The sequence below is a fragment of the Aeromonas sp. 102P genome (genome assembly GCF_051920345.1).
GTDB classification, from domain to species: domain Bacteria; phylum Pseudomonadota; class Gammaproteobacteria; order Enterobacterales; family Aeromonadaceae; genus Aeromonas; species Aeromonas veronii.
Map to the genome: position 1 here is coordinate 3,712,765 of NZ_JBQBCZ010000001.1, position 22,441 is coordinate 3,735,205.

General features: G+C 58.3%; 22 protein-coding genes, 1 pseudogene and 1 riboswitch. Of the genes and pseudogenes, 10 read left to right on the forward strand and 13 right to left on the reverse strand.

The window, feature by feature from the left end:
• Positions 1 to 47 precede the first annotated feature (47 nt).
• The 3 genes from ACTG1K_RS17315 to ACTG1K_RS17325 all read left to right on the forward strand — a co-directional run bounded on the left by ACTG1K_RS17315 (position 48) and on the right by ACTG1K_RS17325 (position 2,669).
• A complete protein-coding gene (locus ACTG1K_RS17315) occupies positions 48 to 1,670 on the forward strand; it encodes a methyl-accepting chemotaxis protein (RefSeq protein WP_425857629.1) in 1,623 nt (540 codons plus the stop codon).
• 175 nt (positions 1,671 to 1,845) lie between these two features.
• Positions 1,846 to 2,376: a DUF1523 family protein gene (locus ACTG1K_RS17320; protein ID WP_368150077.1), complete on the forward strand. Its 531-nt coding sequence runs from the start codon at positions 1,846 to 1,848 to the stop codon at positions 2,374 to 2,376.
• Positions 2,373 to 2,669, forward strand: coding sequence for a winged helix-turn-helix domain-containing protein (locus ACTG1K_RS17325; RefSeq protein ID WP_005344341.1), 297 nt, complete (start codon positions 2,373 to 2,375; stop codon positions 2,667 to 2,669). Before ACTG1K_RS17320 ends, ACTG1K_RS17325 begins: the two co-directional genes overlap by 4 nt.
• A gap of 151 nt (positions 2,670 to 2,820) precedes the next feature.
• On the opposite strand, the gene ACTG1K_RS17330 is transcribed toward ACTG1K_RS17325, so the two are convergent.
• Positions 2,821 to 3,983 (reverse strand): IS3 family transposase gene (locus tag ACTG1K_RS17330; RefSeq protein WP_440006146.1). Its coding sequence is split into 2 segments (ribosomal slippage): positions 2,821 to 3,728 and positions 3,728 to 3,983, totalling 1,164 coding nucleotides; the frame shifts between segments, so codons are not numbered across the junction.
• Between the two features lie 70 nt (positions 3,984 to 4,053).
• Here ACTG1K_RS17330 and ACTG1K_RS17335 point away from each other — a divergent pair.
• A pseudogene (locus tag ACTG1K_RS17335) lies at positions 4,054 to 4,179 on the forward strand (IS1595 family transposase); the annotation flags it as partial.
• A gap of 29 nt (positions 4,180 to 4,208) precedes the next feature.
• On the opposite strand, the gene ACTG1K_RS17340 reads toward ACTG1K_RS17335, so the two are convergent.
• The 4 genes from ACTG1K_RS17340 to ACTG1K_RS17355 all read right to left on the reverse strand — a co-directional run bounded on the left by ACTG1K_RS17340 (position 4,209) and on the right by ACTG1K_RS17355 (position 8,449).
• Positions 4,209 to 5,624, reverse strand: a complete 1,416-nt coding sequence (locus ACTG1K_RS17340) for an SLC13 family permease (protein WP_219264158.1) — start codon at positions 5,622 to 5,624, stop codon at positions 4,209 to 4,211.
• A gap of 245 nt (positions 5,625 to 5,869) precedes the next feature.
• Complete coding sequence (locus ACTG1K_RS17345; RefSeq protein ID WP_101530437.1) at positions 5,870 to 6,595, reverse strand: MaoC family dehydratase; 726 nt, start codon at positions 6,593 to 6,595, stop codon at positions 5,870 to 5,872.
• A gap of 245 nt (positions 6,596 to 6,840) precedes the next feature.
• Complete coding sequence (gene rlmF, locus ACTG1K_RS17350) at positions 6,841 to 7,812, reverse strand: 23S rRNA (adenine(1618)-N(6))-methyltransferase RlmF (RefSeq protein WP_440006149.1); 972 nt, start codon at positions 7,810 to 7,812, stop codon at positions 6,841 to 6,843.
• A gap of 148 nt (positions 7,813 to 7,960) precedes the next feature.
• Positions 7,961 to 8,449, reverse strand: a complete 489-nt coding sequence (locus ACTG1K_RS17355; RefSeq protein ID WP_005334331.1) for a C40 family peptidase — start codon at positions 8,447 to 8,449, stop codon at positions 7,961 to 7,963.
• 275 nt (positions 8,450 to 8,724) lie between these two features.
• On the opposite strand from ACTG1K_RS17355, the gene ACTG1K_RS17360 reads away from it, so the two are divergent.
• Positions 8,725 to 9,447 (forward strand): 4'-phosphopantetheinyl transferase family protein, encoded by a 723-nt coding sequence (locus ACTG1K_RS17360; protein WP_440006151.1) that lies wholly within the window; start codon positions 8,725 to 8,727, stop codon positions 9,445 to 9,447.
• Positions 9,444 to 10,292: a tetratricopeptide repeat protein gene (locus tag ACTG1K_RS17365; protein WP_440006153.1), complete on the forward strand. Its 849-nt coding sequence runs from the start codon at positions 9,444 to 9,446 to the stop codon at positions 10,290 to 10,292. The genes ACTG1K_RS17360 and ACTG1K_RS17365 overlap by 4 nt, the downstream gene beginning before the upstream one ends.
• Positions 10,293 to 10,448: 156 nt before the next feature.
• Here ACTG1K_RS17365 and ACTG1K_RS17370 read toward each other — a convergent pair whose 3' ends face one another.
• Together ACTG1K_RS17370 and ribB are read right to left on the reverse strand one after the other, a co-directional pair.
• On the reverse strand, positions 10,449 to 10,691 hold the full coding sequence (locus tag ACTG1K_RS17370; protein ID WP_005334342.1) for an Lpp/OprI family alanine-zipper lipoprotein: 243 nt from the start codon (positions 10,689 to 10,691) through the stop codon (positions 10,449 to 10,451).
• Positions 10,692 to 10,916: 225 nt separating this feature from the next.
• Positions 10,917 to 11,570 (reverse strand): 3,4-dihydroxy-2-butanone-4-phosphate synthase, encoded by a 654-nt coding sequence (gene ribB, locus ACTG1K_RS17375; protein ID WP_064339774.1) that lies wholly within the window; start codon positions 11,568 to 11,570, stop codon positions 10,917 to 10,919.
• Positions 11,571 to 11,674: 104 nt separating this feature from the next.
• A riboswitch (FMN riboswitch) is annotated at positions 11,675 to 11,831 on the reverse strand.
• Positions 11,832 to 12,089: 258 nt separating this feature from the next.
• On the opposite strand from ribB, the gene purU reads away from it, so the two are divergent.
• A complete protein-coding gene (gene purU, locus ACTG1K_RS17380) occupies positions 12,090 to 12,926 on the forward strand; it encodes a formyltetrahydrofolate deformylase (RefSeq protein WP_115544112.1) in 837 nt (278 codons plus the stop codon).
• 79 nt (positions 12,927 to 13,005) lie between these two features.
• Here purU and ACTG1K_RS17385 read toward each other — a convergent pair whose 3' ends face one another.
• Positions 13,006 to 14,268: a DUF945 family protein gene (locus tag ACTG1K_RS17385; RefSeq protein WP_440006156.1), complete on the reverse strand. Its 1,263-nt coding sequence runs from the start codon at positions 14,266 to 14,268 to the stop codon at positions 13,006 to 13,008.
• A gap of 107 nt (positions 14,269 to 14,375) precedes the next feature.
• Positions 14,376 to 15,857: a cardiolipin synthase gene (gene cls / locus ACTG1K_RS17390; protein ID WP_005361740.1), complete on the reverse strand. Its 1,482-nt coding sequence runs from the start codon at positions 15,855 to 15,857 to the stop codon at positions 14,376 to 14,378.
• Positions 15,858 to 15,954: 97 nt separating this feature from the next.
• Here cls and ACTG1K_RS17395 point away from each other — a divergent pair, with 97 nt between their 5' ends.
• Positions 15,955 to 16,497: a DUF1439 domain-containing protein gene (locus tag ACTG1K_RS17395; protein ID WP_005353308.1), complete on the forward strand. Its 543-nt coding sequence runs from the start codon at positions 15,955 to 15,957 to the stop codon at positions 16,495 to 16,497.
• 5 nt (positions 16,498 to 16,502) lie between these two features.
• Here ACTG1K_RS17395 and ACTG1K_RS17400 read toward each other — a convergent pair whose 3' ends face one another.
• Positions 16,503 to 16,943 (reverse strand): GNAT family N-acetyltransferase, encoded by a 441-nt coding sequence (locus ACTG1K_RS17400; RefSeq protein WP_041980377.1) that lies wholly within the window; start codon positions 16,941 to 16,943, stop codon positions 16,503 to 16,505.
• Between the two features lie 328 nt (positions 16,944 to 17,271).
• Here ACTG1K_RS17400 and ACTG1K_RS17405 point away from each other — a divergent pair, with 328 nt between their 5' ends.
• On the forward strand, positions 17,272 to 18,021 hold the full coding sequence (locus tag ACTG1K_RS17405; protein WP_376888265.1) for a lytic transglycosylase domain-containing protein: 750 nt from the start codon (positions 17,272 to 17,274) through the stop codon (positions 18,019 to 18,021).
• Between the two features lie 92 nt (positions 18,022 to 18,113).
• Here the strand turns inward: ACTG1K_RS17405 and aqpZ are convergent, their stop codons facing one another.
• Together aqpZ and ACTG1K_RS17415 are read right to left on the reverse strand one after the other, a co-directional pair.
• Positions 18,114 to 18,803: an aquaporin Z gene (gene aqpZ / locus ACTG1K_RS17410; RefSeq protein WP_259586212.1), complete on the reverse strand. Its 690-nt coding sequence runs from the start codon at positions 18,801 to 18,803 to the stop codon at positions 18,114 to 18,116.
• A 270-nt stretch (positions 18,804 to 19,073) separates the two neighbouring features.
• Positions 19,074 to 19,286, reverse strand: coding sequence for a DUF1653 domain-containing protein (locus ACTG1K_RS17415; RefSeq protein WP_107685111.1), 213 nt, complete (start codon positions 19,284 to 19,286; stop codon positions 19,074 to 19,076).
• 381 nt (positions 19,287 to 19,667) lie between these two features.
• Between ACTG1K_RS17415 and ACTG1K_RS17420 the strand changes: the two genes are divergently transcribed.
• Positions 19,668 to 20,882, forward strand: coding sequence for a pyridoxal phosphate-dependent aminotransferase (locus ACTG1K_RS17420; RefSeq protein ID WP_005334367.1), 1,215 nt, complete (start codon positions 19,668 to 19,670; stop codon positions 20,880 to 20,882).
• Between the two features lie 63 nt (positions 20,883 to 20,945).
• On the opposite strand, the gene ACTG1K_RS17425 is transcribed toward ACTG1K_RS17420, so the two are convergent.
• Positions 20,946 to 22,421 (reverse strand): YfcC family protein, encoded by a 1,476-nt coding sequence (locus ACTG1K_RS17425; RefSeq protein WP_058055838.1) that lies wholly within the window; start codon positions 22,419 to 22,421, stop codon positions 20,946 to 20,948.
• Positions 22,422 to 22,441: the final 20 nt, after the last annotated feature.

Genomic DNA, 22,441 nt, shown 5'->3' on the forward strand with positions numbered 1-22,441 from the left:
TGCATGTGTAAGATGTCGGCTCCTCCAATTCCGGATTAGAGTCATTTATGTCATTGAATAATCTATCAATACGTGTCCAGGTCTTGATACCTTTGCTGCTGGCCAGCCTGCTGATGATGGTGATGATCGCCATCAGCAAACAGGGTCTGGATGAAGCCATCAATGACATAGATAAGACGACCCAGAGCGTGGTCCAGCACAAGGACGATATTGCCAAACTGATCCACGCCACCTACCGGCTGCGCACCAGCGCCATCTATGGCCTCTACGATGCCAAGCTGTTTGCCGCACTGCCCGCAAACCTCAACAGCGCCGAGCAGGAGATCAACGCCATCCTCGGCCGTCTGGTGCTCCCCGGTGCCGAGCAGGATAACCGTCAGGTCGCTGCCGCCCTGCAGGCCTACCTCAACCATACCCGCAGCAACATGCTGCCGCTGCTGGCGCAAAAACATCAGGGTGGCGGCGATCCGGTCGCCTACGAGGCGGCTCGCCTCCATTTCCGCGAGCTGGGTGAACAGCTGATCAAGCAGATCGACAGCATGTCCGCCCACATCAACCAGCTGATCCAGCAAGAGCTGGCCGAAGAGCAGGCCCACTACGACGCCACCCTGCTGCGTACCCTGCTGCTCACCGCCGGTACCCTGCTGGCGGCGCTGATCTGTGGCTGGGTCCTCTCCGGGCGCATCGTCAGCCCCATCGGTCAGTTGCAAGAGGTGATGCACGCCGTGGCGCAAGGGCGCTTCAACGTGCGCGCCAAAGCGGAGGGCAACAACGAGCTGACCCGTCTGGCCAAAGATATCAATCTCACTCTGGGGCAACTTGGTAGCACCATCGAGAGCCTGACCGGAATCAGCAACAGCGTCGCCTCCGCCGCCACCGAGCTGGCCGCCGTGATGACCCAGTCCGAGGCCAATGCAAAGCAGCAGCACAGCGAGATCGAACAGGTCGCCTCCGCCGTGACCGAACTCTCCAGCACCGCTGACAACGTCAACCACAACGCCGCCATCGCCGACGAGCTGGCGCGGGATGCCAATGGCCGGGTCGAACAGGGGCTCGCCCTCTTTACCGAAAGCATCGCCGCCAACAGCCGGATGGCAGGCAGTCTGGAAGATGCCGCCGCCATCGTGGCTCAGCTCAAATCCCAGTCCGAGCAGATCGGCAAGGTAATTGAAGTGATTCAGGGGATCTCCGAGCAGACCAACCTGCTGGCGCTCAATGCCGCCATCGAAGCGGCCCGTGCCGGTGAAACGGGTCGTGGTTTTGCGGTGGTGGCCGACGAAGTGAGAATGCTGGCGGCTCGTACCCAGGACTCCACCAAGGAGATCCAGGCCATCATCGAGCGGCTGCAGAGCCAGTCCCAATCCGCCAACAACGGCGTACAGGAGACTCTGGAGATCCTCAGCCATAACCAGCGCTTGTCCGCTCAGGTGCAGGATCTGCTAAGCGGCATTACCGGTGCCGTGCGCCAGATCAACGACGCCAACGCCCAGGTCGCTACCGCCGCCGAGGAGCAGTCCTGCGTTACCGCCGACATCAACCGCAACATCACCAATATTCACGAGATCGTGAGCCAGAGTTCCGCCGGCATCAGCCAGAGCGCCAGTGCCAGCAACGAACTCTCCCAGCTCGCCGAGCAGCAACGCAAGCAACTGGCCCAATTCCAGCTGTAAGCGCACAAAGTGAACCAGACAAAAAGGCCCGCAAGGGCCTTTCTTGTTGATGGAGCAATGGCTTTGTCTCTGTTTTAAACGCCATTTTTTGGCCGTTGGTGCCATAAGGGGCTGGGCTGCCCTGTCAAATATCGGTATGGTAGAGGCACGTTACTCCCCCTCACGTGAGCACACCATGAGCCTGAGATTCAAGAAACCCGCTTTTATCGCACTGGGGCTCATCGCCCTCATTTCCGCCGCCTGGCTCGACTACTACCTGCCGGAGCACACCATCGCTACCATCACCGGGGTCGAGGTGAAGCGCACCGACAAGGATGGCCCCATCAGCCAGAAAAACCCGGCTGACGGCCCCACCACCGACGTCTATTACATCTACACCGAGCGCCCCGGCGAGAAGATCCGGGTGTTTCGCAATGAAGATACCGAGTGGGGCTGGCCCCTCTACTTCAAGTTCAACGCCGCCGACGTCCAGGCCAAGGCCAAGTCGATGGAGTTCGAGAAACGCCTGGCCATCATCACCTCCTACGGCTGGCGCGTGAACATGTTCTCCATGTTCCCCAACGTCACCAAGATCGAGAGCACGGAACCTGACGCCTCCACCTGGAGCTTCTTCCGCTGGTTCTGGTTCGGCCTCTGGGCACTGGTGATGGGCAAAGCAGCCATTGCGACCTGGCGCTACTTCGATCGTCTTGAGGACGAGATATGAGTGAGCCGAGCAAGACCCGCACCAGCTTTTACCGGCGGCTCTACGTGGCCTGGCTGATCAGCCAGGGCACAGATACGGTGCCTGCCATCATGGAGGCGACCGGCATGCCGCGCCGCACCGCGCAAGATACCCTGAGCGCGCTGGCCGAACTCGATATCAGCTGCGCCTTCGAGCAGACCGAGGGGGCTCGCCACCTGCAGGGGCACTACCGCATCAGCGACTGGGGGCCCATCAATCCGGCGTGGATCAAGGCCCAGCTGCCTCTTATCAAGGAGACGCTGAGCTACCCCTGATCCTTCATGAGAGCGGCTATGCATCGACAAACAAGCCCCTTCCGGCCCACATCAGGTGGCACTAATGAAGGCTATACGCATCATTTTGCAACTCGCGATTCTTGCCACCGGGAGTGTCATACTTGCTGCTCTCTTTGCTGGGCTGTAGTGGTCAACTAAATCCGGACTCTTGGTTAGGCCGTTCTTCGGCTTTTGCTGGTGGCATCCCGTCATTGTGGCAATGTGGGCGCCGCCAGTTGTAGTAATCCATCAGGTAGTAACTGATATCCCGCTTCGCCTCTCGCAAGCTCATATATCCCATAGCCGGGAGCCACTCTGACTTCAGGCTTCTGAACAACCGTTCCATCGGGGCGTTATCCCAGCAGTTGCCACGCCGACTTATACTCTGGGTCATGCGATAGCGCCACAGTCGTTGCCGAAATGCCCGACTGCCATATTGGCTGCCCTGGTCGGAGTGAAATAGCACACCGGATGGGCAACCCCTCTGCTGATAGGCCATCTCCAGTGCTTTGATTGCCAATTCTGCATCAGGTTTATCAGACATCGCCCACCCCACGACCCGCCGGGTATGCAGGTCAAGAACCGCTGCCAGGTAATGCCAGCGACCACCTGCCCAGACGTAGGTAATATCGCCACACCACACCTGATTGGGTTGCTGGACATCATATTCGCGGGCCAGCAGATTGGGAATGTCCGGTCGTTCAGACTGTGCCACCTTATAGCGGTGTGCGCCCGGCTGTTTGGATGCCAGTCCGGCCTCCTTCATCAGGTTACGTACTTTGAATCGACCAATCTGATACCCCAACTCCCGCATCATCGACATCAAGGCACGGCTGCCCGCTGAGCTCCGGCTTTCTTTGAATAACCGGCGCAACTCGCTGCGCTGCTGCATACGCTCACGGTTAATCGCCCGCCTGCGAGCCAGATAGTCGTAAAAACAGGATGTTGGAACATCGAAAGCACAGCAGACCAAGGTGATGGGGGCTTGCTCCCTTAATCGGTCTATCAGCGCGTACGTGTGAAGTCGTCCGCCATCAAGAGAGCAGTAGCCTTTTTTAGAATGTCCTTTTCACGTTCGAGTCGGTTGATACGGGCTTCCAGCTCCTGAATTTTTTGCTGCTCCGGAGTCAGTGCTTTGCCTATTGGGGTTGTGCCAGTTCGTTCGGATTGCAGTTGCTGAACCCAGCGACGGAGCACGGTTTCACCGACATCCAGTGAACGGCTGGCTTCAGGGACAGAATATCCCTGGTCGAGCACCAGGGATGCGGCTTCGAGTTTGAATTCGGCAGTAAATGAGCGACGTAATCTTGTCATTGAACACCTCAGGTCATGGTGGCGACTGTACCACCTAAAATGGTGTCCGGGATGATTAGACCACTACACAACGCGCTACCTGAAGAACTACCTGGGTTGGCGCAGGATGCTGGAGCGTTACGGAAAAGGCGTAAATATCAAAGCATGTTTGCATGAGGCGCTAGGGCGCCCTATGCAACACGTAATTGGGACATAACCTTTCTTATCGGACAAACGGACTAGCAACTAGATCAACCCCCAGGCGGCAATCTGGTAGATCCATACCATCGCCAACAGGGTACCAACCAACCCCATGATGACACCGATACGCACCATCTGGTGACTCTCCACCAGACCGGTAGCGTGGGCCAGCGCATTGGGCGGGGTACTGATGGGCAGCGACATCCCGAGCGAGACCGAGATGGTGACCGCCAGGATCAGGGTGTGACTGCCGCCCCACTCGGCCAGCTCCGGCATGCTGACTGCCAGCGCCGCTACCAGTGGCAACAACAGGTTGGCGGTTGCTGTATTGGACATGAAGTTGGCCATCACCACTGCCAGCAAACAGGCGCCGACCAGCACCGCCAGCGTGGAGTACTCGTGGAACGGAATATGAGTGATGAGCCGCTCGGCCAACCCGGAGTCCTCCAGCGCCAGCCCCAGCGCGATACCGCCCGAGACCAGCCAGAGCACGTCGAGGGAGATCTTGTGCAGATCGTCCTTGGTGATGATGCCAGTGGTCAGGAACACAGCTACCGGGATCATGGCGACCACGTAGGAACTCATGCCGTGCAGATCCCCCAGCAACCAGAGCACTATGGTGGTGATAAAGGTGAGGTAGACCACCCAGGCGCGAGGGGTCTGCATAAAGCGCCCCTCAATCTTGAGATCCATCCGCTTTAGAGTACTCGGGAAGAAGCGCCCCAGCAGGAACCAGCCAAGCAGCAACAGCAATACCACAAAGGGCACCGCAAATCCCATCCACTGACCGAACGAGATGGCATGATCGCCGGTCAGGTATTTGAGGGCCACTGCGTTGGGCGGAGTGCCGATGGGAGTTCCGATCCCGCCGAGATTGGCCGCCAGCGGAATGGCCAGCACAAAGCCGATTTTGGCCGGGTCCTTGTCGGGGAACGCTGCCAGCACCGGGGTAAGGATGGCCAGCATCATGGCGGTGGTGGCGGTATTGCTCATAAACATCGAGAAGGTGGCTGTGATCAGCATCAGCCCCAGCATGACGATCCGGGGATCCTGACCGAACGGGCGCAGCAACACCCGCGCCAGATTGACGTCCAGATGGTATTTGGTCGCCGCAATAGCGAGGAAAAAACCGCCGAGAAACAGCATGATGACCGGCGAGGCAAACGTCGCCATCACCTCGGTGGACTTGAGCAGCTCACCAAACCCCGGTTCAGCCTTGTCAGCAGTCATGAACCAGAGCCCCTTGTCGGAGAGCAGCAGCAGCTCCAGCACGATGATCAGCACCGAGGTAGCAAAGATAGGGATGGGCTCCAGGATCCAGCAGAGGGCAGCCAGCACGAAAATAGCCACGACCCGCTGTTCGATGACGGTGATCCCCTCCAGCGGGATCCAGTGGGTCGGGATCAGCAGGATGGCGAGGCTCAGCAGCAGTGGCAGAATAATCTTGTTATTGATGGGCACTATTGTCTCCAGGATCGGGAGTAAGAAGCCAATAGTGGCATAACATGCTATCGCCTCACGCGGCCAACTCGCCAAAATGAGAGCTGGCTAACTGCACGGCGCACCGTTTTGTGAGTCATATCAAGCTGGGGTCGGCGCACTATGGCTGACGCCTCAACCCTTGCAACAAACAGGCAAAAAAACGGGCCCGCTGTTCGTTGCACACGACAGCGGGCCCGTTTCACCATTCATGCCGATGAGGGGGCTCAGAAGTAGATGCGGGTCACCGACTCGATGACGCAACCCGGGCGGCGGATCCCTTCGATCTCCACCTTGATCTCTTTGAGCAGCTCCAGCCCACCCTTGATGGGGGTGACCCGGGCCAGCTTGGTGCGGGCGCGGATGTTGCTGTCCACCTTGATGGGGTACGGGAAGCGCACCTGATCCAGCCCGAAGTTCACCACCATGCGGGCGGTCGGGAACTCGGGGGTGGCCTCATCGACCGAGCCGGTCAACTGTGGCAGCAGCGCCAGGGTCAGGAAGCCGTGGGCGATGGTGGTCTTGAAGGGCGACTCGGCGGCCGCACGCTCTGGATCGGTGTGGATCCACTGGTGATCCCCGGTCACGGCAGCAAACTGATCGATCATCTGCTGGCTGACGTGCAGCCACTCGCCGACATGGGTCTCTTCACCAATGCGAGCCTGCAGGGCGGCATAGAGCTCGGCCGCCTCGGCCCCCAGCTCAACAGCGGGTTCCTGAGCCACGGCAGACTGACCGTTGGCTACTTGTGCCACGGTTGCTGCATCCTGTTGCTGCTCGCTCTGGGACTCGGCTTGCAAGTCCAGCACACGTCCCAGCAAAGGGTGAAGATGTGCCTTTTGCTGAAACTCACGCCAGTAGTCGCGGATCGCCGGAGAGAGCCAATCCTTGAGCTCAAAGGGGTGCTGCGCCAGAATTTCGCGCTTGCGCTTCAGAAAATCGACAACTTTCATCTACCGATCCCTATTTGATTCAATGCCTGTAAAGAGGTCTAACCAGTCCTATTTTATTAAAGTTTCAGCTGTAAGTGCAAAAAAATCTCGGCGTACACCTGTACCAAGGCGGAAGTAACTACTTACACCATGTAAACCAGCACGATCTGCCAATGAGGAAATCGATTGCCAAAGATGCCGCCAGCAGGGGAAATTCGCGGGGCTCATCATGAAAAAAGGCCCTCATCGGGCCTTGTGGTGGGGACTCAGCGCGCGCTCGACCAACCGCGACACAATCCCTCCTCATCCAGAAAGGACCAGGCGAGGATCCGGCTCACCTTGTTGCCCTGCGCCATATCGATCACCCGTACCTGACGCGCCCCCACCCGGCTCAACGCCTTTTTCGCCCCCGGCAGGTTCTCTTTTTTCGACACCAGCGAGCTGAACCAGAGGCACTGAGTGGCAAACTCCTTGCTCTGGGCAATCATGTTGGCCAGAAACGCCGCCTCGCCCCCTTCGCACCAGAGCTCGGCCTTCTGGCCGCCAAAATTAAGCACAGGGGCGCCTGTCACCTCCTTGCCCAGATTGCGCAGCTTGCGCTCCGTCCCCTTGCTCGCCTCTTCCAGCGACGCATGGAACGGCGGATTGCAAAGCGTCAGGGCGAAGCGATCCTTCGGCCCTATGATGCCGCGAAACACATGGTTGGGGTTACCCTGCAGGCGGCACTCAATCTGGTTGCCCAGCCCGTTGCTTTTGGCCAGCAGGGTGGCCGCCTTGACCGAGACCGGATCGATATCCGATCCCACAAAACGCCAGCCATATTCGCGGGCCCCCAGCAACGGATAGATGCAGTTTGCCCCCACCCCGATATCCAGCACCCTCACCCCCTTGCCGGTAGGGAGCTGGCCTGCGCTCTCGGCCAACAGGTCGGCCGCCCAGTGCAGGTAGTCCACCCGTCCCGGGATAGGAGGGCAGAGGTAACCGGCAGGCAAATCCCAGTGGGCAATCCCGTAGTGATGAGCCAGCAGGGCGCGATTGAGAGTCTTCACTGCATCGGGATCGGCAAAATCGATGGTGCGGGTGCCGTAGTCATTGATAAAGACATGGGCAGCCAATTCGGGAGTTCGCAGGCAAAGCGCCTCAAAGTCGTAACCCGCCTGATGGCGATTACGGGAGTGAAGTCCGGATTTACGGTCGCCCGACTTGGGGCCACCGGCTGATGGGATGCGGGGTTTCATGCTGAGCCTGCCGAAGAAAACGGGCCCACACTATAGTGATTTGACTCGGGAAAGTCTAAACGAGGGCAATAAAAAACCGGGCTATCGAGCCCGGTTCAAGTGAGGTTGGAAAAACAGTCCGTACTGCGAGCCGTTTGTCCAGCCTGACTCAGATATCGATCCGGCGAGCTTGCCAGAACTTGTTGCGCCAATATTGGCTATCCAACTTGGAACGCGTCACACCGGCTCGAGTCGAGGCGTGGATGAATTCACCATTGCCGACATAGATACCAACGTGGTTGAGACGACGATTGATTTTGAAGAAGACCAGATCACCCTCGACCAGATCCTGCTTGGAAACGCGCGTCCCTTCGTGGACTTGGGAGCGGGTATCGCGGGGTAATTCGATACCGACGGCATTGCGGAACACTTCACGGGCAAAGGCGGAACAGTCGATACCGCGCTGGCTGCTGCCACCCATCCGGTACGGAACACCACGCCACTCTTTATATACAGTCAGGATTTCATTCACATCGGGTGTCTGGGAAGCTTCCGGTTCGATGACAGGTTCAACCATGGAAACTTCGATCTTGCTCGCGACCTCGGGTTGGGGTGCCGAGGCACAACCCACCATTCCGAGCGCGACCAGCAGTAGCATCAGGTGGCGCAATCCTTTATCCCCGCTAAATAGTAAATCTTGTTAAAATACGGCCCCAAAGGGCAATTTATAAGGCAACAGCACCCGACTATATCCAAGAATTCTATCGAGGCAAGTGAAAATCCCTATCAAGCTCACATTTTTGCAAGGAAATGCACGATTTTTCATAATTAATGTGATCATGCCCAAACAATATACAATCGCAAAAAGAGCCTTGGGCCTCATAGATAACTGGCTTTTATCCCTGCTTCAGCACCTTTTTAAAGTGAAAAATCATGATCGAAACCGATCTTTTTTTGTTAAAACCGGCCAGGGTATGCCAGGAACTGCTTGCTCAATTGCCTGAATGGCTGTCAACCGATGAGCAGCATATCTGGCAAGCCATGACCCATCCTGAACGGCGTCAGGAATATCTGGTGAGCCGCTCCCTGCTGCGCCAGCTATTGGCCGAGCGGCTGCAACAACCCGCCGCCAGTCTGCAATTTTGCAACGGCCCCCACGGCAAGCCCCGACTGCATGATGATGCTTGGCAGTTCAATCTGAGCCACAGTGGCAGCTGGCTGGTGCTGGCGCTCTGCCCACAGGGGCCGCTTGGGGTGGATATCGAACTGGGCAAACGGCGGCATCATCCCCTCCCCCTGGCCCGCCGGTTTTATGCACAGAGTGAATATGAGTGGCTCTGCGCACTGCCTGCCCAAGAGCAGGAGAGTGCTTTCTACCGGCTCTGGTCGCGCAAGGAGGCGGTACTGAAAGCCCACGGTGGCGGCATAGCGGCGGGGCTGGAGAAGGTACGATTTATCCCGGAGGAAGGATGGCGACTCGACAACCGACTCGATGACACCCCTTATCAGGTACAGGATTGGCCCTTTGCCAGCGGCTGGATCAGTCTCGCGGCGACGGCAGCCCCCGTGGCCTTTTACCGGCTGGATGAGCGCTTGAATTGCCACTCGCTTAACCCCATGTTACTCAACACCCTTTCTGAAGAGTCCAACTCATGATCGTCGACATTACTCCCCAGAATTTTCACGCAGAACTTATCGATGCGTCCATGAAGAAGCCGGTCGTCATCTATTTCCATGCTCCGCAGATGCCGGAGTGCCAGGGGATGACACCGCTGATCGAATCACTGGTTGGGCCCGCCAATGAGCAGGTCACCCTGGCCAAGGTGGATATGAACGATCCCCAGCTGCAGCCGCTGGCCAGTCAGCTCGGTCTGCGCGCCCTGCCGGCGCTGGTGCTATTCCATCAGGGTCGCCCTGACGAACAGGGGATCATCGAAGGGCCGCAAGATGAAGCCACCCTGCGCCAGTATTTCGCCGCCTTCGCCCCCAAAGAAGAGGAAGAGTTGCTGGCCAAGGGGCAACAGGCACTGGCTGACGAGCAGCCCAGCACCGCCTATGCCCATCTGACCAAGGCACACCAGCTGGCTCCTGAACGTCACGACATCAGCCTGTGGCTCATTCAAGCTGCGCTCGACCTCAATCTGCTGGAGGAAGCGCAGGAGCGCCTCGGCACCATCCCGATGGCGGCGCAGGATGGCCACTTCCATACCCTGAGCTCACGGCTGGCGCTGGCCCTGCAAGCGGCAGACAGCCCGGAGCTGCGCGCGCTGGAAACCCGTCATGCAGAACAGCCTGATGATTTTGCCCTGACTCAGGAGCTGGCGGTGCAATACAACCAGGCTGGTCGTCAGGAAGAGGCGTTGGGACTGCTGCTGGAGATCCTCAAGCGGGATTTAGCATTCGGCGTTGCCAGAAAGACCTATCTCGATATTCTGGCGACCATGGGCAGCACACCGGCGGCGCAGAGCTACCGTCGCAAACTCTATAGTCTGCTCTACTGATCGGAATCGAACTGGCTGGTAATGATGGGGGAGTGCCGGGAGACCGGCATGACCTCATGGGTCAAGTACGAAGAAGGTACTGTGGGAATAGTGGAGATACGGTGAATTTCAGGCAAAAAAAAATGGCGCAAAACTGCGCCATTTTTTTCGCATGGATTACTTCTTGTAGGAAGTAGCCATGTTGTCGATGCGCTGGTTAGCACGCATAGCTTCTTGCTTGGCTTCGGCAACATCAGCAGCGATTTTGGACTGATCAGCACGAACTGCGCTAACATCTTGAGCCAGTTGGTCAACTTTGTTAGACAGATTCTGAACGGAAGTTTCCAGTTCGCTAGTGTTTGCGCAACCACCCAGCAGAGCGGACAGACCAACAACACCTACCAACAACAATTTTTTCATTTTTAAAGCTCCCTTGAACTCGCCAGACGTTTAGCAAGCGGCGTGATTATGGCACAAAAAAATCCTACTTTGCATAGTCCCCACCACAGATAAATGCATTAAAACCCTCATTTTTTTTTGAATGAACAGTTTTTGTCCAGATTCGTCTAAAAAATGAGTGCCGTGTGGTGGGGGCACGGACAAAGGTTAACCAAATTTTTGCCTTATTACAATTTCGTATGAGGCTCAGGCTGTACGTTCTGACAACAATTGACGATATTGCACCAGATCCTCGATGGTCAGCACCGGCATCTGGTGCTTGCGACCGAACGCAACAAGGTCTGGCAGACGCGCCATCGAGCCATCTTCTTTGGTCAATTCACACAACACACCAAACGGTTTGAGGCCGGCCAGCTGCATCAGATCGACCGTCGCTTCGGTATGACCACGGCGGGTAAGCACCCCACCGGTTCGCGCCCGCAACGGGAAAACATGACCCGGGCGGTGCAGATCGCCCGGTTTGGCGCCATCAGCGATAGCTGCACGGATGGTGGTGATGCGATCAGCCGCCGAGACACCGGTCGTGACCCCCTGCGCCGCTTCGATGGTCACGGTAAAGGCGGTCTGGTAGTGACTGGAGTTGGCCTCCACCATCATTGGCAGTTCCAGCTGGCGAACCCGCTCGTCGGGCAGGCAGAGGCAGACGATGCCGGAGCACTCGCGGATCATCAGCGCCATCTGTTCATTGGTCATGGATTCAGCAGCGAAAATGAGGTCGCCCTCGTTCTCCCGATCTTCATCGTCGGCCACCAGCACGCCGCATCCGGCACGCAAGGCAGACAGCGCCGCTTCGACACGGGCAACGGGATCACCGAATTCACTGAGTAGAGACTGATTCATGGTAAAACTCCTAAACAAGACAAGGACCAGAATCAGGGCATGGAAAGGCAGACAGAGACGGGCATGCAGCGGCCAGCCCACAAGGGCCAACACGGCAAGGTCTGTCTTATCCTCTTTCATCCGGACTATGACCGTCGGCTCCGGCATCTCACCGGATCTGCTGACCCCGACCCGGCAATCAGCCAAGTCGGGCGCTCGCGGGCTCCCCGAGTCAATCGGGATACCGCCGGTGGGGAATTGCACCCCGCCCTGAGAATAAGCGCAGACAGCCTAAAGAAAAACGGTTGCAGATACCAGCCAAAATACCCCGCAGGCTGAAAAGCGTTTCAACATTGCGCCCGGGATCCCGCTCTGCGGCCCGCTCGCCAGCGCGAAAGACCATGACTGGCGAATTTCTTTATGGCTCGGATCGGTTTATGGCATAGTTCCCGAAACAAAAAAACAGAGCCCGAAAAAGAGCCTGAACAACGCAGCCGGCGCAGACAGCAGCGCCAACACCACAAACGGAAAATGACAGAGATGGAAAAGAAAATACTGCTCACGGATTGCCCGGATGCCAAAGGGCTCATCGCCAAGATCACCAACATCTGCTACAAGCACCAGCTCAACATCATCAAGAACGATGAGTTTGTGGATCACGAGAATGGCCGCTTCTTCATGCGTACCGAGCTGGAGGGGCGCTTCAACGACGAAACCCTGCTGGCCGACCTCGATGATGCCCTGCCCACCGGCGCCCAGCGCCGTCTGGTCAAGGCGGGCAAGAAGCGCATCGTCATCCTGGTGACCAAAGAGACCCACTGCCTCGGCGATATTCTGATGAAGAACTACGCGGGCGCGCTGGATATGGATATCGTCGCGGTGATCGGCAACTACGACACCCTGGCCGAGCTCACCGGCAAGTTCGATATCCCGTTCCACACCGTCAGCCACGAGGGTCTGAGCCGGACAGAGCATGAGGAGCAGGTTCGCGCCATCATCGACGGCTATGAGCCTGACTATGTGATCCTGGCCAAGTACATGCGGGTGCTGACCCCGAGCTTCGTCGAGGCCTATCCGCGCAAGATCCTCAACATCCACCACTCCTTCCTGCCCGCCTTCATCGGTGCCCGCCCCTACCGGCAGGCGTTTGATCGCGGCGTCAAGCTGATCGGTGCCACCGCCCACTTCGTGACCGACGATCTGGATGAAGGCCCCATTGTCGAACAGGACGTGATCCACGTCGGTCACGCCTTCAGTGCGGACGACATGGCCAAGGCGGGTCGGGATGTGGAGAAATCGGTGCTGAGCCGCGCGCTGGAGCTGGTACTGAACGAGCGGGTGTTCGTCTACGGCAACAAGACGGTAGTCTTCAAGTAATTCGCCCACACGGCACGTATGCAAACGCCAGAAACAACAACGGCTCCCGCGGGAGCCGTTGTTGTTTCTGCGCCGAGTGTCAGAGCGGCAGATCGTTTACCGTCACCGCGCCCTTCTCCAGCTTCAACTCGGAGGTCAGCGCTTGCTTGTCGGCCTTCAGATAACCCATCAGGGTCAGCTGATCGAGCATGGGGGCCAGTTGCGGCACCGCCTTGCCCAACTTGTCGCTGAGGCTGGCATGCAGCACGCCGGAGAGGGCCTGCATCCCCGCATCGCTGTTGAACAGCTGCTCCAGCGAGGTAGAGGCCAGCTTCACGTCCCCCTTCATGGTCACCGCCTCACCGTTGAGCTTGGCGCTGAGATCGGCCAGTTCAAGGGTCGCGCCACGTTTGAGCATCTTGTCCAGCGCCTGCTGGATGGCGGCATCTTCAACCCCCTTGCCACCGGCGGCCTGCAGCCCCTGATACCCTTCCAGATCCAGACCGTTGAGGTTGAGCGCCAACTTGCTGTCGGTCACCGCCAGGGTGTCGGTCTCGTTCTCCAGATCCAGCTTGGCAATTTTCATCTGATAGCTGCTGGAGAGGGTCTGGGCATCATCACCAGTCAGCTGAGTCTCGGTAGTCATCCCCTGCAGGGCGACCTTGACGCTGTCAGGCAGTTGTACCGTGAGGGCCGAGAGGGTCATCTCGCTCTGGGGCGAGAGGAGCACACCGCTGATCTCGGCAATGTCGGCACACCCTTTCAGGTCGGCCAGCACCAAGTCCATCTTGCTCTGCTCTTCATGGACCGTCATCCCCTGCCAGGTCATGGTGAGGTGACCATTCCCCTCCAGATTGCCGTGGAACTCGCCGCTCAGAGGCAGGAAGCTGAACTCGTCCAGCCCCTGTTTGATCTTGAATTCATTAGCCCAGAAACGGCTGCTGTTACCCTGGGTCCAGAGACTGATGACCGACTCCAGACCGAGTTCCCACTGCTCCATGCCCAGTGCGGTGAAAACCGGCGCTAGCGTGCCATTATGGGTATCGAGCAGGAAGTGGCTCTTGATATAGAGCGGCAGGATCTGGCTCTTGACCACCAGTTGCAACTCGATAGGCTGACTGCCCTCCAGCTCGCTGTCGATGGCAGCCAGCTCCTCCGGCGTCACCACGACCTTCAGGATCCCGTCACGGGTGAAGAGGTTGCTGCTGCCCGGCAGCCACTGCATGTCGAGCCCGCTCTCTTTCTCCACCTTGGCGATCTGTTCCGCCATGATGTTGTCGAAGCTGTTGCCCGTGTACCAGCACGCAGCCAGACCACCACCTATCAGTGCCGCACCCACGGCGAGGGCCACTATCTTTTTCATATATCCATGTGTCTCCAGGGAGTTGTCACTGCACTCTACGGGGCGGACTCGGGGCTAGGCAAGTCCAATCAGATGGCGAGTCCACTTTCTTGCGGCTCGCAACAACATCACAGCAAGGGGCTGAAGAGGTAGAAGATGTTCTCCATCGCCTTCTTGTACCAGGGGCGGGCCTGCCATTGGGCCAGGGTCATCGGGGTGGCTTCCGCCATATAGCCCTGTACCAGCCGGGTCATCTGGGCCACGAACGAGGGGTTATCCACCAACAGGGTCACCTCGAAGTTGAGCCAGAGGCTGCGCCGATCCAGATTGACCGTCCCCACCAGCGCGAAGTCATCATCCACCAGCACGCTCTTGGTATGGAGCAGACCGGCATCGTAGCGGTAGATCTCCACCCCGGCCGCCAGCAGCTCCTCCATAAAGGCGTTGCAGGCGTAATTGGCCATGATGGAGTCATTGCGTGCCGGCAACACCAGTTGCACCTGCACCCCGCGCGCCGCTGCCGAACTGAGTGCGGCCGCCAGCGGATCGTCGGGTACAAAGTAAGGGGTCGTCAGCACCAGATGGCTGCGCGCCTGATAGATGGCCAGTAGCAGGCTCTGCTGGATGCAGTCGCCGCCGACGAAGGGGCCGGACGGGATCAGCTGGGCACGGTAGTTGGTCTGGGGCCAGGCCTCCGGCTCATGCTGCAGACTGTCGAGCAGCCGCTCGCCGGTCTCCATCTCCCAGTCCCAGACGAAGATCGACCACATCAGCGGCACCATGGGCCCCTGCACCCGGATCATGATGTCGACCCACTGGCCAACCCCTGCATCCTGCTTGAAGAAACGGGGATCCACCATGTTCATGGAGCCGGTGTAACCCACCCTGTCATCGATCACCACCAGCTTGCGGTGCATCCGCAGATCCTGACGCTGGAACAGAATGCGCCAGGCGCCGACCGGCAGCACCTCCACCAGCTTGACCCCCGCCTTGCGCAGCTTTTTGGGCCAGTGGGAGCGGAAGAACTGTTTGCTGCCCACCGAATCGAGCAGCAAGCGACAATCCACGCCGCGTTGCGCCACTTCAATCAGCGCCTCGCACACCTCGTCGGCATCGCCGCCCGGATGCCAGATGTAGAACTCCAGATAGCAGGAGAGCGTCGAGCGACGGATATCCTGGGCAATCTCGCGCAAGATCCAGTCCGGCTTGTTGAGCAAGGTCATGCGGTTGCCAGAGAGCATCGGCATGGCGAGCCGTCCCTGGATGAGATCGTGCAGCGGCTGTGCTTTGGCGCCCACTTCGCAGCAGTGCTGCGGGAACAGACGGGCCAGTTGACGGATCCAGATGGCGTAAGGGCGATACATGGCCTGGGCGCGCTCGGCACGGCGGCGCCCCAGCTTTATTTCACCAAACAGCACATAGAAACCCACCCCGGCAAACGGAATGGCATAGATCAGCGCCAGCCAGGCCAGCGACACCCCGATGGGACGGCGTTTCATCACCACCCGAAACGACACACCGGTAACAATCACGGTATGAAAAAGCAGTAGCAGCCAACCCAGAAAACGGGAAAACAGCAGTTGAAGATCGTGTTCCAGACCGTTAAACAACGGGGACTCCTTCTAATCGACAAACAGCGCGGTGGGCAGACCCCAACCGGCCGGGATGGTATGCTGTAAGGCAAATCCATTCTATCAGGTCGCACGCATGATCCTGCAATCTATGCTGCTCAGCCTGGCCATGCTAGGCCAAGGCTCATATGACATCAATGAGCAACAGATAAACCAGTACCTGCAATCTCAGGTGCAAGTCGACAAACAGCTGGAGCTGCCGGGCATCATCAAGGCCCATGTGACGCTTGAGCAGAGCGACGTCCAGATCGGTCGCCAACGCCCCGATACCGCCCGGGTCTATGGCAAGGGCAAGCTCAAAATCGCCCTGCCAGACAATACCGAATATGACGCCCGCCTGCAGATGACCTATGAGGCGAGACCCCGCTATGACAAGAGCCAGAGTGCCCTGTTTCTCGATAACATGAAGCTGGTGGAGTACAAGCTGGAGCCGGAGGCGGCCGAGAAGAAGTTCGGGCTGATGCTCAACATGCTGCTGCAGAGCATGGAGAAGCGACTCGAGACCAAGCCGGTCTACAAACTCAATGACAAGGATCCGGATCAGGCGTGGCTGAAGGAGAATCTGCTGGGGCTGGAGCTGTCACCGGGCAAGATCCACCTGCTGACCAAACCCCGCTAAACCGCTCAATTCAGGAGGGGCTGGGTGGTATCCCGTACCAGCAGCTCCACCTGATACCCCTGCTGCTGCTGCCGCTCGTAGAGGGAGAAGAGCGACCCGCTCAATTGATTGAGGGGCATATCGGCAAACCCGGCCTTGAGATAGAAAGGCTTCTCGAAGGGCAGCGCCTGACAAACCACAGGTTTGTCCAACAGACCGTGACAGGCGTGCTGCAGCAGCCGTGATCCCAATCCCAGCGACTGGTAGTGGGGCAACAGGCGAAAGCCGCACAGATGGTAAAACTCCTCCTCGTCCCGCAACCGAACCGCCCCCACCAGCCAGTGAGCATCACGCACGACAAAGATCCGCTCGGCCAGATCCGGCACATAGTGGGAAAACGTCGTCTCGTAATAGTCCCTGATAAGGGAGAGGTCGGCGTCGCAGTACTCTTCGAAAGTGAGTTCCATCGCCAGCTTGCTTGTCACAGACAAATCCTTTGATAATCAGTTATTAGTGCCAGATACGGTGCGCTAATCCGACCACATGACGCCAGCACGATAGCATGCCTTTCGTCAACAAAAAAGCGGACGTCGTGGGCAGCTTGCTTACCCGGTGGAAGAGGCCATGACCCACCGCCCGACTGTCAAAACCGTGCTTTATGATGACAATCCTTTATTGCGGCGGATACTTTGATCCCGGTCACCGAATAGGATCATTTGCCCCCTGTTGGCCGCTTGTTCTGCCCTCGTCATGATGCTTTACTCAACATGGTCATCACAAGAAGGAGTATTAGGGTTGAAAGCATGGATGCTGGCAGGCCATATGTTGTTGATCCCCCTGATCGGATGGAGCCAGACTCCCCCTCCCGCGGAGGTGATCTTCCTGACCGCCGCTCCCTCCCCCTTGCGTCCGAGCAAAGATGCCACTCCCGCCTCACAACCCGACACCGCTCAAACAGCAGCAGTCGCCACCAACGGCAAGAAGCAGATCCAGGTCTATAAATCGGTGCAACAAAACGGGGTGGTTCGCTACTCCGATATGGCACCCGAAGAGGGCCATTACGAGCTGCTGCTGTTCAACGACTGCTTCGCCTGCGATCCCAAATCCAGCGTCAACTGGCAAACTACAGGGCTGTTTCTCTATGACTATGCCAGCACCATCAAGGCGGCCGCCAAAACCTATCAGGTTGAGCCGGCGCTGATCCGGGCGCTGATCCATGCGGAATCCGCTTTCAATCCGCTGGCGGTCTCCCGCAAGGGGGCGATGGGGCTGACCCAGCTGATGCCCGCCACGGCGCGGGAGTTGGGGGTCGGCAATGCCTTGCTGGCGGAGCAGAATATCTTCGGCGGGGTGAAATACCTGGCGGGACTGCTCAAGCAGTATGACGGCAACGTGGCGCTGGCGACCGCGGCCTACAACGCAGGCGCGGGCGCCGTACAAAAACATGGCGGTATCCCGCCCTATGCGGAAACCCGTGCCTATGTGGAGCGCGTCCAGCTCCTCCACCTGCGCTACAAAGAGATGCTACAGGCCAAAGGACTCTGAGGTTAGCCTCGGTTAATGCTCTTTTCTCGCCTCTCCAGAAACAAAAAACACGCCCGCAGGCGTGTCGATACCACACTTTGTTTCGCAAATGATTACTTCTGCTCAGTCGCCACCAGGCGATAAGCCAGCGCACCCAGAATGGCACCGACAATCGGGGCAACCCAGAACAGCCACAGCTGGCTGATAGCCCAGTCACCGACAAACAGCGCAACACCGGTACTGCGGGCCGGGTTGACCGAGGTATTGGTCACCGGAATGCTGACGAGGTGGATCAGGGTCAGGCACAGACCGATGGCGATCGGCGCGAAACCGGTAGGCGCACGGCTATCGGTTGCGCCCATGATGACGAACAGGAAGAAACCGGTCATCACCACTTCACACACCAGTGCGGCAGTCAGACTGTAACCACCCGGAGAGTGCTCACCGTAGCCGTTGGAAGCAAAACCGGCAGAGAGATCAAACCCGGCCTGACCGCTGGCAATCACGTAAAGCACGGCAGCGGCGGCAATGCCACCCAACACTTGCGCCACGATATAAGGCAGTACACCGGATGCCGGAAAACGACCACCCGCCCACAAACCGACGGTCACGGCCGGATTGAGGTGGCAACCGGAGATATGGCCGATGGCAAACGCCATGGTCAGCACGGTCAGACCGAAAGCCAGCGAGACCCCCAGCAGACCAATCCCGACGTGAGGGAAGGCTGCAGCCAGCACGGCACTGCCACACCCGCCCAATACCAGCCAGAAAGTGCCCATAAACTCAGCAGCAACAGGTTTCACATTATTTCTCCCATTTGAGATAACACCGAACAAGACCCGAGAAGGGCCCATGCTTGAACAAGCGCAGCATTATGGGAGTGTGAGTCCAGATTGCGAACCCGGCAGGCAGAGCTCATTGAATGTGATTTTCGTCACAATTAGTTGATTAGATAAGGGATTTATCATTAAGACAGCCAGCCGCACATCTCATACCCAAGGGCGTCATGCGACAACTTGTGACACCGGTTAGCTCGAGTGCTCATCCCTTGAACGATATAAACGGAGGCGTGGTCAGTCTCCTACAGGGGCAAAACGGCTGACAACCTGCCCCTGATGCTCAATCCACTCCATAAACATGGCGACGGGACGGGCATAGACCTGACCATCCTGCTCGGATTGATAAATGACCAGCTGCTCCTGGGTTTCGGTATGCAGAGCCAGGGCAAGCACTTGATAGTAACCCCCCTTGAAGTGGCGATAGCGGCCTGGAACGGGTGCTTGCATGGGAAAACCTCGCAGAAGTGAACACCGATGAGCGAACCACATAAAGATGACACCATGAGTGCCAGTCAACTCATCGAAAAGGGGGACGAAGACGATTTTTTACACAAGCCAATCGTGCCACAGGATCCGGATATTGCAACACAGTCAGGCAGCTTTGTTAATTCGTTCCCCATGTTTCACTAGTTAACCTTGGTTAGCACCAAAGATCGTGCTGAATTTAACGTTCTAGCAACCCTGTTTTAGGGCTAAAAATCAGGGAATTCTTCTAAAAAGAGGATTGTTCTAGCATTCAATTCTGTGAAGAATAGGGGAAAAGAAATTTGATACTAAAAATCGCCTTTTTCGCCAACGCGTCCCTGTGGGGAAGGAATCACACTCACCATGTTCACAATCGACAAGTCGCACAAGCTCGACGATGTCTGCTATGACATCCGCGGCCCGGTGCATAAAGAGGCTCGCCGTCTCGAAGACGAAGGCCACCGCATTCTCAAGCTCAACATCGGCAACCCGGCCCCGTTCGGCTTTGATGCGCCGGAAGAGATCATCAAGGATGTGATCCTCAACATGCCGCTGAGCCAGGGCTACTGCGACTCCAAGGGGCTCTTCTCTGCCCGTAAAGCGGTGATGCAGTACTACCAGCAAAAAGGGATGCGCAAGGTCGATATCGACGACATCTACATCGGCAATGGCGCCAGCGAGCTGATCGTGATGGCCATGCAGGCGCTGCTCAACAATGGCGACGAGATGCTGGTGCCCTCCCCCGACTACCCGCTCTGGACCGCGGCCGTCACTCTCTCCGGTGGCCATGCGGTGCACTATCGCTGCGATGAAGGAGCTGACTGGTATCCGGATCTCGACGACATCCGCGCTCGCATCACCCCGCGCACTCGCGGCCTGGTGCTGATCAACCCCAACAATCCGACCGGGGCCGTCTACGGCAGCGAGTTCCTGCTGGAGGTGATCGAGATCGCCCGCCAGCACAACCTCATCATCTTCGCCGACGAGATCTACGACAAGATCCTCTACGACGATATCTCCCACACCAGCGTCTGCACCCTGTGTGACGATGTGATGGTGGTGACTTTCAACGGCCTCTCCAAGGCTTACCGCGCCTGCGGCTTCCGTCAGGGCTGGATGGTCATCACCGGTCCAAAAGGCCGTGCTCGCGGTTATATCGAAGGACTGGAGATGCTGGCCTCCATGCGGCTGTGTGCCAACGTGCCGATGCAGCACGCCATCCAGACTGCGCTTGGCGGCTACCAGAGCATCAACGAGCTGATCCTGCCGGGCGGTCGCCTGCGCAAGCAGCGGGACAAGGCATGGGAGCTCTTGAACGAGATCCCAGGGGTCTCCTGCGTCAAGCCCAAGGGGGCGCTCTACATGTTCCCGCGCCTCGACCCCAAGGTGTATGACATTCGCGACGATCAGAAGATGGTGTTCGACCTGCTGCAGCAAGAGAAGCTGCTGCTGGTACAGGGCACCGGCTTCAACTGGCCGGCACCGGATCACTTCCGGCTGGTGTTCCTGCCCCGCGAAGAGGAGCTGGAAGATGCCATCGGCCGCCTCGCCCGCTTCCTCAAGGGCTACAAGCAGTAAGCAAAGCTCATGAAAAAGGCTCCCGCGGGAGCCTTTTTGTTATCTGTGGTTTTATCCGTGCCATCAGCCGTGCAGCAGGGCACCGGCCACCAGCACCGCCATGGTGATGAGGGCTACGCCGATGATAAAGGGCAGCACCCAGCGCACGAAGCGATCGTAGGGGATCTTGGCGAGCGCCAAACCGGCCACCAGATGAGCGGCGGTGGGGGCAAACAGGTTGATCCAGCCGGAGGCGGACTGATAGGCGGTGATCACCAGATCCCGGGAGATGCCGGAGAAGTCCGCCAGCGGCCCCATCAGTGGCATGGAGACGGTCGCCAGCCCCGAGGTGGAGGGGATGAAGAAGCTCAGGATGATGTGCACCAGATAGGCCATCAGGATGAAGACCGATGAGGAGAGTCCGGTCACCAGCCCTTCAGCCCAGTGCAAAATGGTGTCGATGATGACGCCCTGCTCCATCACCACATAGATGCCGCGCGCCACCGCCACCACCAGCGCTACCCCGATGAGATCCCGAGCGCCGCTCAGGAAAGTAGCCACATAGTTGGACTCCGGCATCCGGTTGATCAGCGCAATCAGGATGGAGGCGCTAAAGAACAGGGTAGAGAGCTCGTCAAACCACCAGCCAAAGGTGGGCAGCACGTCGATCCCCAAGTCCGACCAGGGCACCACCGCATAGATCATCAGCAGGAAGGTGCCGAAGAAGACCAGCATGGTGAGCTTCTGCTTGCCGGTGAAGGCGAGGTTGCCGCTCTTCATCTGGGAGAACTCGTCGTCATAGGTGATGTCGGCCAGCACGGAGCGGGACTTGTCCTGCTGCACCTGCTTGGCATAACGCATCACGAACCAGGAGGCGAAGATCACCAGCAGCAGCCACTGGATGACCCGCAGGCCAATCCCCTCACCGATGGGGATACCGGCAAAACCGGAGGCAATGCCGGTGGCAAATGGGTTGACGGTGGAGGCGAGCACCCCGACCCCGGAGCCAAGCAGGATAATGCCCGCCGCCACCATGCGATCGAAGCCAGCCGCCATCATCACCGGCACGATCAGCGCCCAGAAGGCAACCGTCTCCTCTGCCATGCCGAAGGTGGAGCCGCCGAGAGCAAACAGGGCGATCAGCACAGGAATTAGCAGCCGCTCACGCCCGGCAAAGCCGCGCACAATGGCCCCCACCCCGGCATCGAGCGCACCGCTTTGCATGGTCACCGCGAGAAAACCACCGATGATGAGCACGAACAGCGCCACGTCGGCCGCCTTGTGAAAGCCCTGAATGGGGGCCTTGAGCACCTCGAATACCCCTTGCGGGTGGGCGGGTAACTCGGTGTAGCTGCCAGGCACCGGCAACAGCCGCTCGTCGCCGCTGTAATCGGCCACGGCCGCTGCCGCCACCGGCTGCTGGGTCTTGGCGGTGACATAGTCATATTTGCCCGCTGGCAGCACCCAGGTGAGGGCGGCCATCAGGGCGATGATGATAAAAAGCAGGGTATAGACAGTGGGAAGTTGGCGCTTCTTGGGCGCCTCGTTTGGAGTGGTCATAGCTTCCGTACCTCGGCAAT

Bases quoted from the DNA above. Each gene is read 5' to 3' on its own strand.
- ACTG1K_RS17315 (WP_425857629.1), top strand. From the start codon at position 48: ATGTCATTGAATAATCTATCAATACGTGTCCAGGTCTTGATACCTTTG.
- ACTG1K_RS17320 (WP_368150077.1), top strand. From the start codon at position 1,846: ATGAGCCTGAGATTCAAGAAACCCGCTTTTATCGCACTGGGGCTCATC.
- ACTG1K_RS17325 (WP_005344341.1), top strand. From the start codon at position 2,373: ATGAGTGAGCCGAGCAAGACCCGCACCAGCTTTTACCGGCGGCTCTAC.
- ACTG1K_RS17345 (WP_101530437.1), bottom strand. From the start codon at position 6,595: ATGAAAGTTGTCGATTTTCTGAAGCGCAAGCGCGAAATTCTGGCGCAG.
- rlmF (WP_440006149.1), bottom strand. From the start codon at position 7,812: ATGAAACCCCGCATCCCATCAGCCGGTGGCCCCAAGTCGGGCGACCGT.
- ACTG1K_RS17355 (WP_005334331.1), bottom strand. From the start codon at position 8,449: ATGCTACTGCTGGTCGCGCTCGGAATGGTGGGTTGTGCCTCGGCACCC.
- ACTG1K_RS17360 (WP_440006151.1), top strand. From the start codon at position 8,725: ATGATCGAAACCGATCTTTTTTTGTTAAAACCGGCCAGGGTATGCCAG.
- ACTG1K_RS17365 (WP_440006153.1), top strand. From the start codon at position 9,444: ATGATCGTCGACATTACTCCCCAGAATTTTCACGCAGAACTTATCGAT.
- ACTG1K_RS17370 (WP_005334342.1), bottom strand. From the start codon at position 10,691: ATGAAAAAATTGTTGTTGGTAGGTGTTGTTGGTCTGTCCGCTCTGCTG.
- ribB (WP_064339774.1), bottom strand. From the start codon at position 11,570: ATGAATCAGTCTCTACTCAGTGAATTCGGTGATCCCGTTGCCCGTGTC.
- purU (WP_115544112.1), top strand. From the start codon at position 12,090: ATGGAAAAGAAAATACTGCTCACGGATTGCCCGGATGCCAAAGGGCTC.
- ACTG1K_RS17385 (WP_440006156.1), bottom strand. From the start codon at position 14,268: ATGAAAAAGATAGTGGCCCTCGCCGTGGGTGCGGCACTGATAGGTGGT.
- ACTG1K_RS17395 (WP_005353308.1), top strand. From the start codon at position 15,955: ATGATCCTGCAATCTATGCTGCTCAGCCTGGCCATGCTAGGCCAAGGC.
- ACTG1K_RS17400 (WP_041980377.1), bottom strand. From the start codon at position 16,943: ATGGAACTCACTTTCGAAGAGTACTGCGACGCCGACCTCTCCCTTATC.
- ACTG1K_RS17415 (WP_107685111.1), bottom strand. From the start codon at position 19,286: ATGCAAGCACCCGTTCCAGGCCGCTATCGCCACTTCAAGGGGGGTTAC.
- ACTG1K_RS17420 (WP_005334367.1), top strand. From the start codon at position 19,668: ATGTTCACAATCGACAAGTCGCACAAGCTCGACGATGTCTGCTATGAC.
- ACTG1K_RS17425 (WP_058055838.1), bottom strand. From the start codon at position 22,421: ATGACCACTCCAAACGAGGCGCCCAAGAAGCGCCAACTTCCCACTGTC.